Consider the following 16326-nt stretch of genomic DNA (forward strand, 5'->3'; position numbering starts at 1 on the left):
CAACTGGTAGATGGCCCATAGCATCACGTTCGGTTCCAACTGGCTGCGCATCGAGGCTACGGCGGTCTTCGGCCCCGGCCGGGCAACGATTGCCCGCCGTTTTGCCCGGCAAGTGCTGGCCCTCCCGGAAGTCGAGTCACTCGAGCTGGAACCCTCCCGGGGATATGCGCTCATCAGGCACCGCACCAGAAAAGGAAACGTCGATGCTTTCCGCCGGCGGCTGGCGGCCGCGGTGGGCGCCGATGACGAAGCACTGACAGAGCGGGATTTGCCGCAATGGCCGGCGGATTCCCCCGTGACGCTGCATCGGCATGATGGCCTGATCTCACTGTTCCGGATCGGATCCGCCGACGTTGGTTGGCTGGAGTTACGCCATCCCCTCCTGAAGGGGGATGTTAGATGCCTCCGGAACATCGAAGCTGCGCTCGGCGCACTCGATGCCGTCCGGCACATCTCCGGCCACGCTGCTTCCGGCACAATCCGGATACGCTACGACTCTGATTCGCTGAAACCTTTGCCCCTCATACGCATCGCCGAAAGATTTCTGAGCACTGAAACGATGCTGCGTGTTCCCGAGCCCACAGCGGTGGATTTCCGGGTCGCCAATGCCAGCGTCGGACTCGGCGCCGTGGGGGAACTGATGCTGCCGCTTGCGACACCGGTCGCGGCGGGTCTGCTGGTGGCGAACAATCTCAAGGTTTTGCAGGATGCCGGCAAGCAGCTTGGCCGCGGAAAACTGGGCGTGCCGGTGTTTCACACCGCCCTGCTCGCCTGCTCGATCGCCACGGGTCAGGTCCTCGCTTACGCCCTGACCGAATGGTCTTTGCGCTATTGGCAGCAGAACTGGCGGAAACAGCTGGTCCGGGAAACCCGGGCGCTCTTGGAAGACAGCCTGCCGATTCCGGCGCAGACCGTCCGGGTGGGTGCCGACGGCACCGAGTCACTGGTCGCCCCGACCGATTTGCATACCGGCGAACGGGTCAAAGTTCCAGCACCGCGGGTCATCCCGGTCGACGGCGTCGTCCTCGCCGGCCAGGCCTTGGTCCAGGAAACCAGCCTCCGCGGAAGCCAAGGCCCGGTGCGGAAAATTCCCGGTGATGAAGTACTCGCGGGGTCCGTCGTAGTCAGTGGCTCGCTGGACATCGAAGTCGTCCGCATCGGAGCGGAAACCCGGGCTGCTAGTCTTAGCCGGTCGGTTCTCGACACCGCCACACGGATGCCTTCCGACCAGGCCATGCGGCGCAAAGCCGAAGATCTGGCAGACCGCGCGGTGCTCCCTACCCTGGCCACCGCCGGCATGGGCTGGGCCGCGGGCGACCTGATCACGGCGGGCGCGATCCTGCACCAGGACTGGGTCAGTGGTCCCGGCATGGCTCTGCCGATGCAGGCGCTCCGGGACATGCGGCTGGCCTTGCACAGCGGCGCCCTGCTCAAATCGGCCTCGGCCCTCACCCGCCTGAAGGACAGCGACTTCCTGGTGATCGACGGCGATCTGCCCGGCCTCCTCGATCCGCAGCTCGAACTGGCCGAAGTGGCCAGCCAGGTGCCGGATACCGATGCGATTCTGCGATATGCCGCAGGCGCCGGACTGTTCCTCGGTGACGAACGTGCCGAAGCGCTGGCCCGAAGCTGCGTCCAGCGCAGGCTGGTCGTCCGCAGGCCAGAGCTGCTGTCGCTGGAGGCCGACGCGGTCGAGGTGCGGAGCGGCCGCCATACCGTCAGTCTGACGGGAGCGCTCAGCCACTCCAAGGCGGTCACGGCGCCATTGCGGATGCGTATCGACGGCACCGACGTGGCCGAGCTGCGGTTCACTTACTCGCGCTTGCCGCGCGCGACTCAGACCCTCGCCCGTCTCCGCGCGCTCGGCATGCAGCAGATATTCGTCGTCTCCTCCCGGCCGGACGATGAAGCCGCCGAACTCGCGCGGCGTCTGGGTGCCGATCTTTCCGGTGGAGGATTGAACCCGGAGCAAAAGATCCGCTTTCTCCAAGGGCTGAAAAAACGGGGTGTGCACGCCACCGTGGTCGGCGACTTCGGCAAGGAGCCAGCCACGGCGAGCGAGGCCTATGTCGCCATCGGCTTGGGAAGCCAGATCGCCGAGGGCGGCCCCTGCGACATCGCGATCCTGGGCGAATCGCTCGATCCCCTGGTGGCTCTGATGGAGCTGGCCCAAGGCCACGATGCCAACGTCGTTTCGGCCTGCCGCATGGCGGCGATCCCCAATCTGCTGTGCATCGCCGGCGCTTTCGCTGGACTGCTTAACGGCATTACTTCCGGCATCATCGCCAACCTCGGTGTCATGAACGTCGACCGCCGTATGCGGGCAGACCTGCAGATGGCAAAGGTGTGCCGGGTTCCGGTTCTGCGCTGAACAGCCCGGCGTTCGCCGGAGTCCGGAGCCTTCCCCGCCAGTCCTGCGGATACGCATGAAACACCTCATTCCAGCCGTACCACCGAGCCGTTACGAAGCGGAACAGATCCGGGCCATCGCCGCATGGAAACGGCGCAAGCCTCATCTGGCGAGCCCGATCCTGAACCGCGCGCGGCGGCCACTGGTCCGCCTGAGCCGGAAGGTCTTACCCGTCCCCGCTTCGCGATTCGCACTCGATGCCCTCAACAAGATGGCCGAACAACTGGTACGGGACGATTGGATCCTGCGCCATAGCGGATGCCGCAACCTGGAGGAAATCGGCGCACAGTCGCTGGAATTCAGCGACCGCCTGGCCGACAAAGTCATCGAAGAAGGACTCAAACTCGCCACCGGCGTAGGTGCCATGACCGGCGCGGGCAGCATGGGTACCGTCCTGGTAGGCGTTCCGGCCCTGCTGGGTGTGGCTCTGCGCCTGATCCACCGCGTGTCTCAGGCTTACGGTTATTCCACGGAGCGCACGGGCGACCGCAGTCTCATGCTGCACATCCTGGCGCTGGCCACCGCCGACACACCCGAGGAACGAGCACGCGCCTTGGATGATCATCATTGGCAGCTCGAACATCACCTCGTCGGCGACGCCGTGAACGATGCGGCGCTGGCGGTGCTGCAACGGATCGTGCTCGGCCGGAACCTGGCATCATTCGTTCCCGGCCTGTCCGTCGCGCTCAATGCCTATGCCAACCGGTCCTTCAGCCGGCGCGCCGGCCTCGCCGCCAAGCGCGTTTTCCAGGAACGTTGGCTGCTCGATCACGGCAGGATCGCAGACTGGCTAGCACCTGCATGAATCGCGGTTGAGCCGTGCCACCTTCCGCAGGTAGTATGAATAATTAAACTCCGAAACAGCACCAACATGACCGAAAGTCCTCATTCCAGGCGCAAACCTTCAAAGGGGCGTGACAAGCCTGCCGCCCCCCCAGCCGCGTCCGGGCATGGCGGACAGGAAGCGGACGAAGCTTCCCGGATAAAAAGCCTGGAGACACTTGACGCCCTGGCCATCGAACGGAAAACCGAACAGCGGATACGCCGCATGCCGCACGATGTCGCCTGGCTGCTGATCACCGCCGGTGTCGTCGGACTGGTCACGCCCGGTGTGCTCGGCCTGCCTTTCCTGGCCATGGGGGGGCTGGTGTTATGGCCCGGCAGCAGCACGCGCCTGGAACGGTGGCTTAACGGGCAACCGCCGCGGCTGCTGAAAGGCAGCATGAAACAGATCGGCCGTTTTCTCGACGACCTGGAACGGCGCTATCCGCCGTCTGCCCGCTAATCGTCCCCGTCCCCGATTTCCGGGGTGCGAATTCCTTTTTTCAGTCGACCGATGCTGAGCTACCGCCACGGCTTCCATGCCGGAAACTCCGCCGACGTCTTCAAGCATGCGGTGCTGACGCAGATCGTCCGCTCGCTGCTACGCAAGCCGGCCCCCTTCTTCTACCTCGACACCCATGCCGGCGCCGGCCGTTACGACCTGGAATCGGCCATGGCGAAGCAGAACCGGGAACATCGGAGCGGAATCGAGCGCTTGTGGAAGCTGCCCTCGGTACCGCCCGAGCTGGAGGATTACCTCGCCGCGGTTAGGCTGCTCAATCCAGGCGGAAGATTACGGTTTTATCCGGGTTCGCCGCTCATCGTCCGGCATTTCCTGCGCAGCGGCGACCGGATGGCTCTGTGCGAGCTGCATGGCACCGAAGTCCGATCGCTGCGCTCCAGCGTCGGTGGCGAACGGCGGATCACGGTCCACCCGATCGACGGCTACCAAGGTCTCAAAGCCTTCCTGCCGCCACCCGAGCGGCGCGGCCTCGTGCTCTGCGATCCGCCGTTTGAACTCCGCAACGAGCGCGAGCGGATGGCAGAAGCCGCGGCGGCCGCATGGAAACGCTGGCCCACCGGCATTTTCGCCTACTGGTATCCGATCCAGGATCGCCGCACCGCCGACTGGCTACGCCGGAAATTCCGCCAGACCGGCATCGACCGGTTGCTGGCGATGGAACTCTCGGTGCTGCCCGAAACCGCCGACAAGCGGATGAACGGCAGTGGCATGATCGTGGTCAACCCGCCTTGGCGCCTCGACGAACACATGAAGACCCTGCTGCCCTGGCTGCACGCAACCCTCGCCCCCGAAGGCGAAGGCGGCTGGCGTCTGGAGTGGGTGGCGGGCGAACCGGCCTGACAGGGCACGCCACCGGCTCAGTGCAGCTTGATCTTCGGCCGCAGCTTCTGGCTGAAGAAATGGGCGATCATGATCAGACCGACCCGGAACGGCCCGAACAGGGCATACTGGTGCATCTTGTAAAGGCTCAGATAGACCAGGCGCGCGATCACCCCTTCGATCATCACGCTACCTAGGAGATTTCCCATCAGATTGCCCACCGTGCTGTACTTGCCCAGGGAAACCAGAGAACCGTAGTCGCGATAGTGGTAATCGGCCAGCGCCTTGCCAGCCAGAAATCGCAGAATGTTTTTGTAAGCGGTGCTGGCCTGCTGGTGAGCCGCCTGCGCGCGCGGCGGCACCGTGGTGTTCTTTTCTGGCCAGGGACAGGCGCTGCAATCGCCGATGGCAAAGATGCGGTCATCCCGCGTCGTCTGCAACGTCTGGCGCACCACGATCTGATTGAGGCGGTTGGTTTCCAGATCGCTCTGCGCCAGGAAATCCGGCGCCTTCACTCCGGCGGCCCAGACCTTCAGCACGGCAGGGATGAATTTGCCGGTATGGGTCAGGACGCCATCCGGCCGTGCTTCCACCACCCGTTCGCCAAGGTGCAATTGGATATCGAGTGCCAGGAGCTGCTTGACCGTAGACTCCGACAGACGCGGCGGCAATTCGGGCAGCAGCCGGGGGGCGGCCTCGATCAGATGAATCTTGATGTCCGAGGGTGTGACGTTGTCGAGGCCGTAGGCTGCCAGCAGCCGGGTGGCCTGATGCAGTTGAGCCGAAAGTTCGATGCCGGTGGCACCGCCGCCGACGATCGCCACATCGAGCTGGCCGGGCTGCTTCGCCCCACCCATGGCATGGGCGCGCATATAAGCCTCCAGCAGGCGGCGGTGAAACTGCTGGGCCTCTTCCGGAGTGTCCAGAAAGACACAGTTCTGCGCCACGCCGGGAACACCGAAATCGTTGCACACACTGCCGACGGCGATGACCAGGATGTCATAGGGATAGGAACAGGCGGGAATCACCTCTTCACCCGCGGCATTGAGCAGCGGCGCAAGCTTCACCTGTCTGGCGGCGCGATCCAGACCGTTCATGCGTCCCAGAACGAAACGGAAATGGCTGGCGTTGGCCTGGGCCAGGTAATCCAGCTCGTCGTCGTTGACATCCATCGTGCCCGCCGCGACTTCATGCAGTAGAGGTTTCCAGATATGGGTGGGGTGGGCGTCGATGAGGGTCACCTGCGCCTTGCCTTTCCTGCCGAGGGTCTTGCCCAGTTTGGTTGCCAGCTCCAGGCCGCCGGCGCCGCCACCGACGATCAGAATGCGTGGTACCGGTTCCTTGCTCTGCTTTACTTGCATGCATCCCCTTCCATTCTTAGGTTGAGTCCAAAAAAGTTTAACCCCCGCGCCGGCCGCTGTCTCCTTCGCCGTGCCCTAGCCCGAACAGCTTGCGATAGCGCCGGCGTGAGGGCTTCCCGGCCAACACCGCGAAACCTTCGCTGAACTGCCGGCGGCAGCGCGACTGGCGCCGCTCCAGATGGCCGATCAGCGCGCCGATCGCCAGCAGGGTTTCGAGCGGCTGGCCTTCCTGTCTCAGGATTTCAGCCCGATACAAAAGGCGATCGCGCTGGACGGCGGCGTCCTGGAATTCGCCGAGGACGCCCTGGAGCTTCTTCAAGGGCGCGATGAGGTCCCGGAGTTCGCCATCGCCCCGGAGCGAAGCCGAAAACTCCAGCAAATAGCGAAGTTTCTTGCCCTGTTTGCGCAAAGCGTGAAAAGCTTCGGAAGGACTGTCCGGGCCGAGCGATGCGCCCTCCCGCAACATCCGCCGGTAGAGTTTCCAGATCCGCCGGCCGCTGAGCTCATCGGCGGCGGCCAGGGCATTAGGCGCCGACGGCCGCTTCGGCGCCGGCCGCTCGAGGAAGCGCTGCCAACTTTCGATCGTGCGCCGGTAATCCATACGCCGCAAACGATCCGCCAGAATCCGGTGGGCGGATGCCGCCTCCCGCTCGAGATACGACTGCAGCGGGGCCAAGGCCGGCCGCAACGACTCGGGCAGCACCGATTGGTAGAGCGGCAGATCGGCGAGCATGACGTGGCAGTCCCGCAGCGGCCCAGTCAATTCGCCCAGCCGTCCAAGCCGGTCGAGCCAGCGGCGGACCTCCCGTTCGGGAAATACGCCTTTCATCTGCCCCAGCACGGTCCGGCAGCGGCGCAAGGCTACCCGATAATCATGCAAGGCCTCACTATCGCGGTTTTCCAGTATCCCGGATTCGCTGGACTGCATGCGCTCAAGGCACTCTGCCGCGAACCGCCGCACTGCGGCATCGGCCCGCCGAGCCGGCGCGATGCCGGCCGTCGCCGTTTTTCCCTCGATCTCCTGCATCACGCCGCGCTCCTCGGGCAACATACGGTTTCGGCGCCGGCCCGCAGCGGAAAGCAGCAGTTCTGCTAAGATTGCGCGTGAGCCCACGCAGCCCGATTATGGAAGCGATCCCCCGCGCACGGCAACCGACCGCGCCTGTTCGCCCCCGCGATCTGGCATTTCCACCCCCCGAAACTGAATGAAGCACACGCACTACCAGTCCGACGCCTCGAAATTGGATGCCGAACAACTGCACCGGCTATTCGAGCAAGGCTATCCCGCCCAAGCGGAAAACATCCGCAAAGCTCTGAACCTCGCCATCGATGCGGCAGCCAAGGATCCCGAGCCCCGCCCACGCGGCGTCGACGTCGGACATATCCTGCTAAACCTGAAGGTAGACGCTTACAGCATCCAGGCCGCTCTGCTGGCCGATCCTTATCTGCGCGAGACGCTTCCGGCGGAATTCATCAGGGTCCACTTCGACGAAGAGACCGTCCGGCTGCTGGAAAAGGTCAACTGGCTCAATACCTTCAACGAATATTCACTGCAGGAGAATCCCGGTCCCGAACAGGCCGAACTGCTGCGGCGCATGCTGCTGTCCGTGGTCAACGACGTCCGCGCCGTGCTCGTCCGGCTCGCCTACCGGGTGCAGCGCATGCGCATCCTGAAATACCAGGACGGCGGCGCCCGTGAGTCCATCGCCCGCGAGACCCTGGAACTCTACGCCCCTCTGGCGCACCGCCTGGGCGTCGGCCAGTTGAAATGGGAGCTGGAAGACCTGTCGTTCCGCTACCTGCATCCGGATGAATACCGCACGCTCGCCAAATCCCTGAGCACCAACCGCGCGGAACGCGAAGTCTATATCCAGAATTTCATGGGGCTCTTGAGGGACGAGCTCAGGAAACTCGGCATCGACGCAAAGGTATCGGGGCGCCCCAAACACCTGTACAGCATCTGGAAAAAGATGGAGCGCAAACACGCCCAACTGGCCGATTTGTACGATCTGCTGGCGGTACGTGTCACGGTGGACAGCATTCCGACCTGCTACACGGTACTGGGCGCAGTCCACAGCCTGTGGCCACACATTCCCAAGGAGTTCGACGATTACATTGCCAACCCCAAGGACAACGGCTACCAGTCCTTGCATACTGTCGTCATCGGTCCCGACGACCGCCCGGTGGAAATCCAGATCCGCACCCAGGCGATGCACGAATTCGCCGAATACGGTGTCGCCGCCCACTGGCGCTACAAGGAAGGCGGCGGACAGGACGCGGCTTTCGACCGCAGCATCGCCTCCCTGCGCCGCCTGCTGGAGAGCGAGGACGACAACGATTCGTTGTTGCAGGACTTCCGCGAAGAGCCTTTCGGCGATGCGATCTTCGTGCTCACGCCACGCGCCCAGGTCATCCGCTTGGCCAAAGGCAGCACGCCGGTCGATTTCGCCTACGCCATCCACTCGGAAGTCGGCCATCGCTGCCGGGGCGCCAAGGTCAACGGCGTCATGGTGCCGCTGACCCAACCACTGAAATCGGGCGACAAGGTCGAAATCCTCACCGCCAAGCAGGGCGGCCCGACCCTCGGCTGGCTCGACCCCCGTCTGGGCTACGTGCGGACCGCCCACGCCCGCAACAAGATACGACAGTGGTTCAAACAGCAGGATCACGACAAGCACCTGCGCGCCGGCAAAGCCATACTCGACAAGGAAAAGCACAAGCTGCAGACCCGTGACGTCGACCTGGAAACCCTGGCCCGCCATTTCCACCTGCCGCGGCCCGATGACGTCCTGCTCGCCATCGGCCGCGGCGACATCGGTCCGGGACAACTGGCAGCCGCGCTCCAGCTGCCCGGCTGTCAGCCGCCGCCCTTACCACAGCGGAAACCGGCGCGCAAGGCCATCCGCGGAACCGGCGAAGTGACCGTGCAGGGCGTCAGGAATCTGCTGACGCATTTCGCGCGCTGCTGTGCGCCGATCCCAGGCGATCCGATCATCGGCTACATCGGCGTCGGCCGCGGCGTGACCATCCATCGTCAGGACTGTCCCAACGTCGTCCAGCTTCCCTCAGGCAAACGAAACCGGCTGATCGATGTCACCTGGGGGGAGGAAACACGGGTGTTCCCGGTCGACATCGAGGTCCGCGCATTCGACCGCAAAGGACTGCTCAAAGACGTCACCCAGGTGCTGGCGCATGAGCACATCAACATTCTGCGGACTTACACAGAGACCAATCCGCAAGACCAAGGCGTCGTCATGGACATCATGATCGAAGTCCACGACCTGGGCCAGCTCAGTACTGCATTGGAAAAGATTGGGCAGATCCATAATGTACAGGAAGCGCGGCGGAAACTGCCTGGCTAAAATAGCGCTTGCACCATTCACCACGCTACTGTGCAATGGCGACTCGCTGCGCCAAGAAGACTGGCGAAGAGTCACGACCGTGAGCGTGATTTGAATCGGCTTGCCCCCGCCGGCAGATGCCTCAAAAACCTCCACGGCTCGTGCCGTTCGGCGGCCACACCCGAAGGGCTTGCTGCAGAAAGGCCAGCCGGCTGCCGCGACTCCGCCGGGTACGACGGGTTTTGTCGCGGAGCCTGGTCTACGGGTTGGGCAGATGGGCGAGGAACCATTCCAGCAGCCGGATCATTATCACGCCCACCACCGCACCGACGGAACCGACCACCCAGTGGGTCTGGCGATGGATGGCCTGCGTCGGGCGCACTTCCACGTCCTTGATCTCCTTCTGCAGTTTCCCTTCGACTTCCTTGATCTCCTTCTGCAGCCGCAATTCGGTCTCGCGCACCTGGCCGGCGGTCGCCACGTCCTTCAACTGGGGATAGCGGTCCTCCAGATGCTCGAAGGCTTCCGCGATCAGTTTGGCGCGCGTCTTGTCTTCACCCGCCTCGGTTAGTTGTTCGTACAGTCGTAACGCTACGCTCATGGTCGTACCGGAAACGCCTTGCGTCGCAGTTTAGCATGGGCCCGCTGACCCGCCGAACGGCCCCAGCGCCCGGACGAGGCTGGCCGGTCCGTTACGGGGGAAGGGGAGGAAAACGGAATTCCCGTCCGAAATGCGGGCAAGTTCTGCCCTTGCCGAGGTTTGATTCGACCAGCTCCGCATTCCCGATATCGCCCCCCCTTCCGCCGCCTCTGAAACCGCCGCGACAACGACTCCTCTCGATATTCGCCCGCGGCTCGTTACGGCTCAGTTGAACAGGATTAGCTTAAACTCATCGCAGGTTCATGCAGTTGGCGTAATACGTCACCGTCGCCGGCCAGTCAGAAAAGATGCCCCGGATGCCCACATCCTTGGCCAGCACGTCAAGCACGCGCATCATGTCGCCTTCGCGATGGATCGCCGAGTCGAAAGTCTGGTAATAAAAACCGTTGTTGCCGTCTGCGAGGATGCCGGAACGCTCCAGAGTCCAGGTGATGATGTCCAGACCGGCATGCCTCGCGTTCCTGGCGTACTCCGACGGCACGATGTTCCCGGCGGCATCCACATCCAGAAGGGCGAAGATCGGCGGCGCGACGATGTTGATGCCGTCGGCTTTGTATTGCGCCAGTTCGGCGGCACCGGGCAGATCTGCCACTGCCTCGGCGTCATCCAGATATACGGCCTGTCTGCCGAAGGCCGGCTCATGCTGGATCCAGTACTGCACGTCCGCCTTGTTGAAGGATTGCGCAAAAACCTTGCTGGGGGGGATCAGCGCTTCCTTGTACTCATCGATCATCTTTTGCGCATAGTCTTCCTGGCTGAAACCGTCGAAAGGCATCGACACGACCGGACTCTTGAGCTCTGGCGTCATCTTCACGCCCAGTTTTTTGAACAGCGCGATGCTTTCCTTGTGAGTCATCAGCGTGCCGCTGGTGGGGCCGGCATAGAGATTCGTTCGCCAGTCCGGCGTGCCGCCCAGGAATTCCACCGGGGTCTTTGCCCTGGGGTTGAAGGCGTCCATCTTGCCTCTGAGCATCTTGAATTCCGCGAGGGTGATGTCGGTGGTGCGGCACTCCGCGCTCGCCGGCGTGAGCAGGTTGCCGCTGGCGTCGAACGTGGCCGGGGTAAAGGGCTTGGTACACTTCGCCGCCAGTTCGGGAATGGTGAGGATGTTGGTGGTGGTGTGCAGGTCGTTCTGGGCATGGCGGCAAACCAGCTCCTTGTCCTTGGTGAAGGTCACGTCGCACTCGATAATGCCGGCCCCCATGCGTGCCGCCGCCTCGTAGGACTCCCTGGTGTGCTCGGGAAACTGCAGCGCAGCGCCGCGGTGGCCAATCGCAAACTCGGCCTTTCTGAAGGGACCCGTGGAACACTTCATCAGCTTGCTCTTCAGCTTGCCATCCGTCATGTCATTGACCAGGAAGAACGGACGCGGGCCCAATTGTATGCTGTCGGTTTTGCCGGCCATCACTTCGCCCGAAGCAGAGACCAGGCATGACGAGCCCACAACCAAACCGAATACCAGACGTATTTTCGACATGTTCATCTCTCCAATTACGGGGGATCAGCGGCCGGCGCGGCTCGAGCCGGGGTGCAGGGACAACGGACGAAAACGAGGTCACCGCCTGCCGGCCGTCATTGGATCGGCCGGAACGGCCCCGCCGATGAGGTTCTGCGGATATCCGGCGCCTTTCGACGCGGCAAGCCGGGTCGAATCGGCCGTTACGGTAATGGGTGGAAATGACAGGCTCGTGACCGGCGGCTGCCATGACTGGTCATCGCGCGGCTATCCTTTGATGCCGCCCTGCATCAGCCCACCGAGGTAGTATCGCTGCGCTGCCAGAAACAGGACGATCACCGGCACCACCGTAAGGGCTGCACCCGCCATCATCAGCTCCGTATCCACCGCATGCTCGCCCATCAGGACGGCCAGCGCCACTGGAAGAGTATGAAGACGGCTGTCGGTCAAAATGATCAGAGGCCAGAGAAAATCGTTCCAGCTTCCGAGGAAAGTGAAGACCGCAAGCGTGATCAGAACAGGCCGGCACAGCGGCAGGACCAGCGACCAGAAGATACGCAGCTCCCCGGCCCCATCCAGCCGCGCCGCATCGAGCAGCCCCTGTGGCAGCGACAGCGCATACTGCCGTACCAGGAATATCCCGAAAATGCTGGCGAGCCCCGGAACGATCACTCCGGCATAAGTATTGACGAGGCCGAGCAGCTTCAGCAGCAGGAACAAGGGCAACATGGCAACCTGCCCCGGGATGACCATGGCGGCCAGCAGCAGCTGGAACAGCCTATCCCGCCCCATGAACGTCAGACAGGCAAAGGCATAGCCAGCCGCGGCGTTGACCAGCACCGACAGCGCGGTGACCGCAGCCGCGAGTACTAGGCTGTTCAGCGCATACCGCGCGACTGCCAGCCGGTCGAACAAAGCCCGGTAATGCTCCAACGTCGGAGCCTTGGGCCAAAGTGGGGGTGGATAGCGGAGGGCGTCGGCCGGCGGCATCAACGACACCGAAACCATCCAGACCAGCGGAAACAACGTCGCCGCCGTCGCCAGCACCAGAACGAGGTAGATCACCAGCTTCGAATACCGCATCACGCTTGCTTCACTCGGTTTCCGGAACTCCCCCACTGACCCGGCTTTGGCGCGCCGCTCGGGCCAAACCCACGTATTTGCTGCGCATCAGCGCCAGTTCTTCTTCCTCCAGTTCTTCCAGATCCAGCAACGTGTCATCGGCACGTTCGATGGCGCGGATGAGTTCGTCCAGCTTCACCTGGACGGCTTCGGTATCGCGGTTTTGCGTGTGCTGGATGAGGAACACCATGAGGAAGGTCACGATGGTGGTCGTAGTGTTGATGACCAGTTGCCAGGTATCGCTGAAACTGAAAATCGGGCCAGTAATCACCCAAGCCAGAATAACGAACAGAGCAAGGTTGAAAGCAAGCGGTCTGCCGGACAAACGCGCAAACAGCCGGGCGAAACGGTCGAACCTGGCATTCCAGTAGCCGATGTTGTCGAGGTTCTCGGTGAGGCGAGCAGCGCAACGGCGCGCCAGATTGTACAGGTTCAGGTCGGATAACATTGCAGTACTCCCGATGTCATTTGATGCTGGGTGAGTAGGGAACTTCAGCGGCCCCGATGTCAGGTGGCGCCTTGCGCTATATCACGGGGTTGTGCTGGAAGGCAAGCAAGACTCAAGGCGTGGGAAATAAAGACATGATTTCCTGCTATCGGAGCTGGTGTCCAAGACATTCCGGATCATTACCCGAACGCGGCGGAGCTCTATCCTTGACGTCGGCGGAATTGCTATAGTCGAGTTCCCGAATCCCTGGCCTGAATTTGGAAGATGCGCCCGACCGGCTCTAATGAACATAATCTTTCCCGAAAAGTTCTCGACCGGTTTAGTGGGCACCATTGGTTCAGGCAGGCCCTGCCCGAGTGGAAGGTCGTCCGCGAAACCGTAGGCCGTCATGGCCACGACGGGGGTGACACCGTTCCCGGCGGCCATCGAAAGACGGCGATTCCAGCCGGTTACCGGGCGGGCGAAACGCTGCTGGAAATAGCAAGCCTCGATTGCGACGCCGCCTTGGCCAAGTTGGAATCCGGATTGGAAGGTTTGACCGAGCAGGAAGCCGAACGGCGGCTCCGCAAGTATGGTCCGAATGCAATCCGCCGGGAAAAGCGCCCGACCTTGGTCAGTGAGCTGGCGATACGTCTGCGGTCGCCGCTCAATCTTCTGCTGCTGATCCTCGCCACGGTGTCCTTTGCGCTCGACGATCGCAAAACCGCGGTATTGATCGCCATCATCGTGATGCTGAGTACCTTGCTATCGCTCTGGCAGGAACGCCGGGCGAAGCTGGAAGCGGAAAAGCTGCGGGCCTTGGTCAAAACCACGGCGACGGTTTTCCGCCGCGCAACCGCTACCGCCTCACCCGTCAGTCGGGAAATCCCGTTGGAAAGCTTGACCCCCGGCGACGTCATCCATCTCTCGGCTGGCGACATGATACCGGCGGATGTCAGAATTCTGGTGGCCAAAGACTTTTTCGTCAATCAAGCCACTTTGACCGGCGAAACCATGCCGGTGGAGAAATTTGGCCGGCCGCAGACGGCCGCCGTACCGTTGGAAGCGGACAATCTCTGCTTCATGGCGACGAATGTCCTCAGCGGCTCGGCCAAGGCCGTAGTCGTTCAAACCGGTAGCAACACGTACTTCGGTGCCATCGCCCACCACTTGGCCGGCCGCCATGTGTTGACCCGCTTCGATCACGGACTCAACCGCTTCGCGATGCTGATGATCCGGTTCATGCTCGTCATGGTACCGCTGGTCTTCCTGCTCAACGGATTCACCAAAGGCGTTTGGATGGAGGCTTTTCTGTTCGGCGTAGCGGTGGCTGTCGGCTTGACACCCGAAATCCTCCCGATGATCGTGACCATCAATTTAGGCAAAGGCGCCCTGGCGATGTCCCGCAAGCGGGTGATCGTCAAGCAATTGAGCGCCATTCAGAATTTCGGTGCCATGGATATTCTGTGCACCGACAAGACCGGTACCCTGACGCAGGGTCGGGTCGTTCTGGAGAAACACCTCGATCTTCAAGGCGAAGAAAGTCCCAAGGTGCTCGAATTCGCCTTTCTCAGCAGCCACTTTCAATCCGGCCTCCGGAATATGCTCGACGATGCTGTGTTGCGCCATGCCCTCGAAGATGGTCTCGCCGCCAGTAAGGAACAGGGGGTGAAGGTCGACGAAATCCCTTTCGATTTCGTAAGGCGCCGGATGTCCGTAGTCTTGGAACGGGAACCGGGCCGGCATCGCTTGATCTGTAAAGGCGCCGTGGAGGAGATGCTTGCCATCTGCACCCAGGGGGAAGCTAGAGGAGAGCGTTTCGATCTGGACGGGTTCCATCGCCGACATTTGAAGGAGGCGACCGCGGCCCTCAATGAAGAAGGGTTCCGGGTGCTCGCCGTGGCTTACAAAGACATCGAGGCATCCCAGACTTCATACGATGCCAGCGCCGAAAACGAGCTCACCCTGATCGGCTATGTGGCTTTCCTCGACCCCCCCAAAGACAGTGCCGCTGCGGCCATCGCCGAACTCTGCGAGCACGGAGTCGCCGTCAAGATTCTCACCGGGGACAATGAAATCGTTACCCGCAAAATCTGCCATGACGTGGGACTGGCAGTGGAACGAGTGAGTCTCGGCCCCGCCATCGAACAGATGTCCGATACCGAATTGGGGCATTTGCTGGACACGACCACCGTATTCGCGAAACTGTCGCCCATGCAGAAAGCGCGCATCATCGGCCTGCTGCAGCACAAAGGTCATGTGGTGGGTTTCCTTGGGGACGGCATCAATGACGGACCCGCACTGAAGGAGGCCGACATCGGCATTTCCGTGGACAGTGCGGTGGATATCGCCAAGGAGTCTGCGGATATCATTTTATTGGAAAAAAATCTGGAAGTACTGGACGATGGCGTCATTGAAGGCCGTAAAGTCTTCGGCAATATCGTGAAATATCTGAAAATGGGCGCCAGCTCCAACTTTGGCAACATGTTAAGCGTGGTCGGCGCGAGCGCCTTTCTGCCTTTTCTGCCCATGACGCCGCCGCAGGTTCTGCTCAACAATTTACTGTACGATTTGTCGCAAACCACGGTCGCCACCGATGACGTCGACCCTGAATACCTTGCCCGACCTCGCCAGTGGGAAATCGGCCACATCGCCCATTTCATGCTGTTCATCGGACCGATCAGCTCGCTTTTCGATTACCTGACCTATTTCATTTTATTCTCGGTTTTCGATGCCTGGACCCACCCCGAACTGTTCCATACCGGCTGGTTCGTCGAATCCCTGTTGTCGCAGACCCTGATCGTCCATGTCATCCGGACGGGCAAAATACCGTTTCTGGAGAGCCGGGCGAGTTTTCCCCTGCTCGTCACCACAGTGGCGATCTGCTGCGTCGGCATCTGGCTTCCGTATTCCTCTCTGGCTGCGTCACTCGGCTTCGTCGCCTTGCCAGCCAATTACTGGCCACTATTGCTCTTGATTTTGGCGGGTTACATTGCGCTGACCCAGACGATCAAGGTCTGGCTGATCAGGAAATATCGGATTGATTGATATTACAATGGGATAATCTATGGCAATGCGTTCTGTGAGAATCGTCCGTATTTATCTCCGGGAAGGGGAACATCTCCTCTCCAAGCTCATCAAGTTCCTTCATGAGGAAGAAAAGGTCGCAGGCGTCACAGTGCTGCGTGGTATCGCAGGTTTCAGCACCGATGGGAAGATTCACACCGCTTCCCTGGTCGACCTGTCCCTCGATTTACCGCTGATCGTGGAATTCTACGACCTGCCCGACAGGGTCGACGCCGTCATCGACAAACTGACTAGCCGCTTGGCATTAGACCATGTCGTAAGCTGGGACGCGACTATACATACCCCACTCTGATCGAA

At 61.8% G+C, this 16326-nt stretch carries 13 protein-coding genes; 7 read left to right on the plus strand and 6 right to left on the minus strand.

Annotation, left to right across the window (positions count from 1 at the left end):
- Positions 1 to 10 precede the first annotated feature (10 nt).
- The 4 genes from N4J17_RS15325 (at position 11) to N4J17_RS15340 (ending at position 4595) form a co-directional block, all read left to right on the plus strand.
- Positions 11 to 2371 carry a cation-transporting ATPase gene (locus N4J17_RS15325; RefSeq protein ID WP_198324219.1) on the plus strand — a complete coding sequence of 787 codons (2361 nt, stop codon included), beginning with the start codon at positions 11 to 13 and terminating at the stop codon, positions 2369 to 2371.
- Between the two features lie 55 nt (positions 2372 to 2426).
- Positions 2427 to 3215, plus strand: coding sequence for an EcsC family protein (locus N4J17_RS15330; protein ID WP_198324218.1), 789 nt, complete (start codon positions 2427 to 2429; stop codon positions 3213 to 3215).
- Between the two features lie 243 nt (positions 3216 to 3458).
- Positions 3459 to 3695 (plus strand): hypothetical protein, encoded by a 237-nt coding sequence (locus N4J17_RS15335; RefSeq protein WP_277458555.1) that lies wholly within the window; start codon positions 3459 to 3461, stop codon positions 3693 to 3695.
- A gap of 51 nt (positions 3696 to 3746) precedes the next feature.
- Positions 3747 to 4595, plus strand: coding sequence for a 23S rRNA (adenine(2030)-N(6))-methyltransferase RlmJ (locus N4J17_RS15340; protein ID WP_198324216.1), 849 nt, complete (start codon positions 3747 to 3749; stop codon positions 4593 to 4595).
- Between the two features lie 17 nt (positions 4596 to 4612).
- Here the strand turns inward: N4J17_RS15340 and N4J17_RS15345 are convergent, their stop codons facing one another.
- Both N4J17_RS15345 and N4J17_RS15350 read right to left on the minus strand, forming a co-directional pair.
- Entirely contained in the window at positions 4613 to 5935 is a 1323-nt protein-coding gene (locus N4J17_RS15345) for an NAD(P)/FAD-dependent oxidoreductase (RefSeq protein ID WP_198324215.1), read from the minus strand.
- Positions 5936 to 5972: 37 nt separating this feature from the next.
- Entirely contained in the window at positions 5973 to 6986 is a 1014-nt protein-coding gene (locus tag N4J17_RS15350) for a CHAD domain-containing protein (RefSeq protein ID WP_232470747.1), read from the minus strand.
- Positions 6987 to 7140: 154 nt separating this feature from the next.
- Here N4J17_RS15350 and N4J17_RS15355 point away from each other — a divergent pair, with 154 nt between their 5' ends.
- Positions 7141 to 9297, plus strand: coding sequence for a RelA/SpoT family protein (locus tag N4J17_RS15355; protein WP_198324214.1), 2157 nt, complete (start codon positions 7141 to 7143; stop codon positions 9295 to 9297).
- Between the two features lie 238 nt (positions 9298 to 9535).
- Here N4J17_RS15355 and N4J17_RS15360 read toward each other — a convergent pair whose 3' ends face one another.
- From N4J17_RS15360 to N4J17_RS15375, 4 genes are all read right to left on the minus strand, one after another.
- Positions 9536 to 9877: a hypothetical protein gene (locus N4J17_RS15360; RefSeq protein ID WP_198324213.1), complete on the minus strand. Its 342-nt coding sequence runs from the start codon at positions 9875 to 9877 to the stop codon at positions 9536 to 9538.
- A 289-nt stretch (positions 9878 to 10166) separates the two neighbouring features.
- Positions 10167 to 11414 carry a glycerophosphodiester phosphodiesterase family protein gene (locus N4J17_RS15365; RefSeq protein WP_232470746.1) on the minus strand — a complete coding sequence of 416 codons (1248 nt, stop codon included), beginning with the start codon at positions 11412 to 11414 and terminating at the stop codon, positions 10167 to 10169.
- A 246-nt stretch (positions 11415 to 11660) separates the two neighbouring features.
- Positions 11661 to 12476 carry a carbohydrate ABC transporter permease gene (locus tag N4J17_RS15370; protein ID WP_198324232.1) on the minus strand — a complete coding sequence of 272 codons (816 nt, stop codon included), beginning with the start codon at positions 12474 to 12476 and terminating at the stop codon, positions 11661 to 11663.
- A gap of 10 nt (positions 12477 to 12486) precedes the next feature.
- On the minus strand, positions 12487 to 12963 hold the full coding sequence (locus N4J17_RS15375; protein WP_198324211.1) for a low affinity iron permease family protein: 477 nt from the start codon (positions 12961 to 12963) through the stop codon (positions 12487 to 12489).
- A gap of 264 nt (positions 12964 to 13227) precedes the next feature.
- On the opposite strand from N4J17_RS15375, the gene mgtA reads away from it, so the two are divergent.
- Complete coding sequence (gene mgtA, locus N4J17_RS15380) at positions 13228 to 15990, plus strand: magnesium-translocating P-type ATPase (protein ID WP_198324210.1); 2763 nt, start codon at positions 13228 to 13230, stop codon at positions 15988 to 15990.
- A gap of 19 nt (positions 15991 to 16009) precedes the next feature.
- Entirely contained in the window at positions 16010 to 16321 is a 312-nt protein-coding gene (locus N4J17_RS15385; protein ID WP_198324209.1) for a DUF190 domain-containing protein, read from the plus strand.
- Positions 16322 to 16326: the final 5 nt, after the last annotated feature.

The organism is Methylococcus capsulatus, assembly GCF_036864975.1.
Classification (GTDB): Bacteria; Pseudomonadota; Gammaproteobacteria; order Methylococcales; family Methylococcaceae; genus Methylococcus.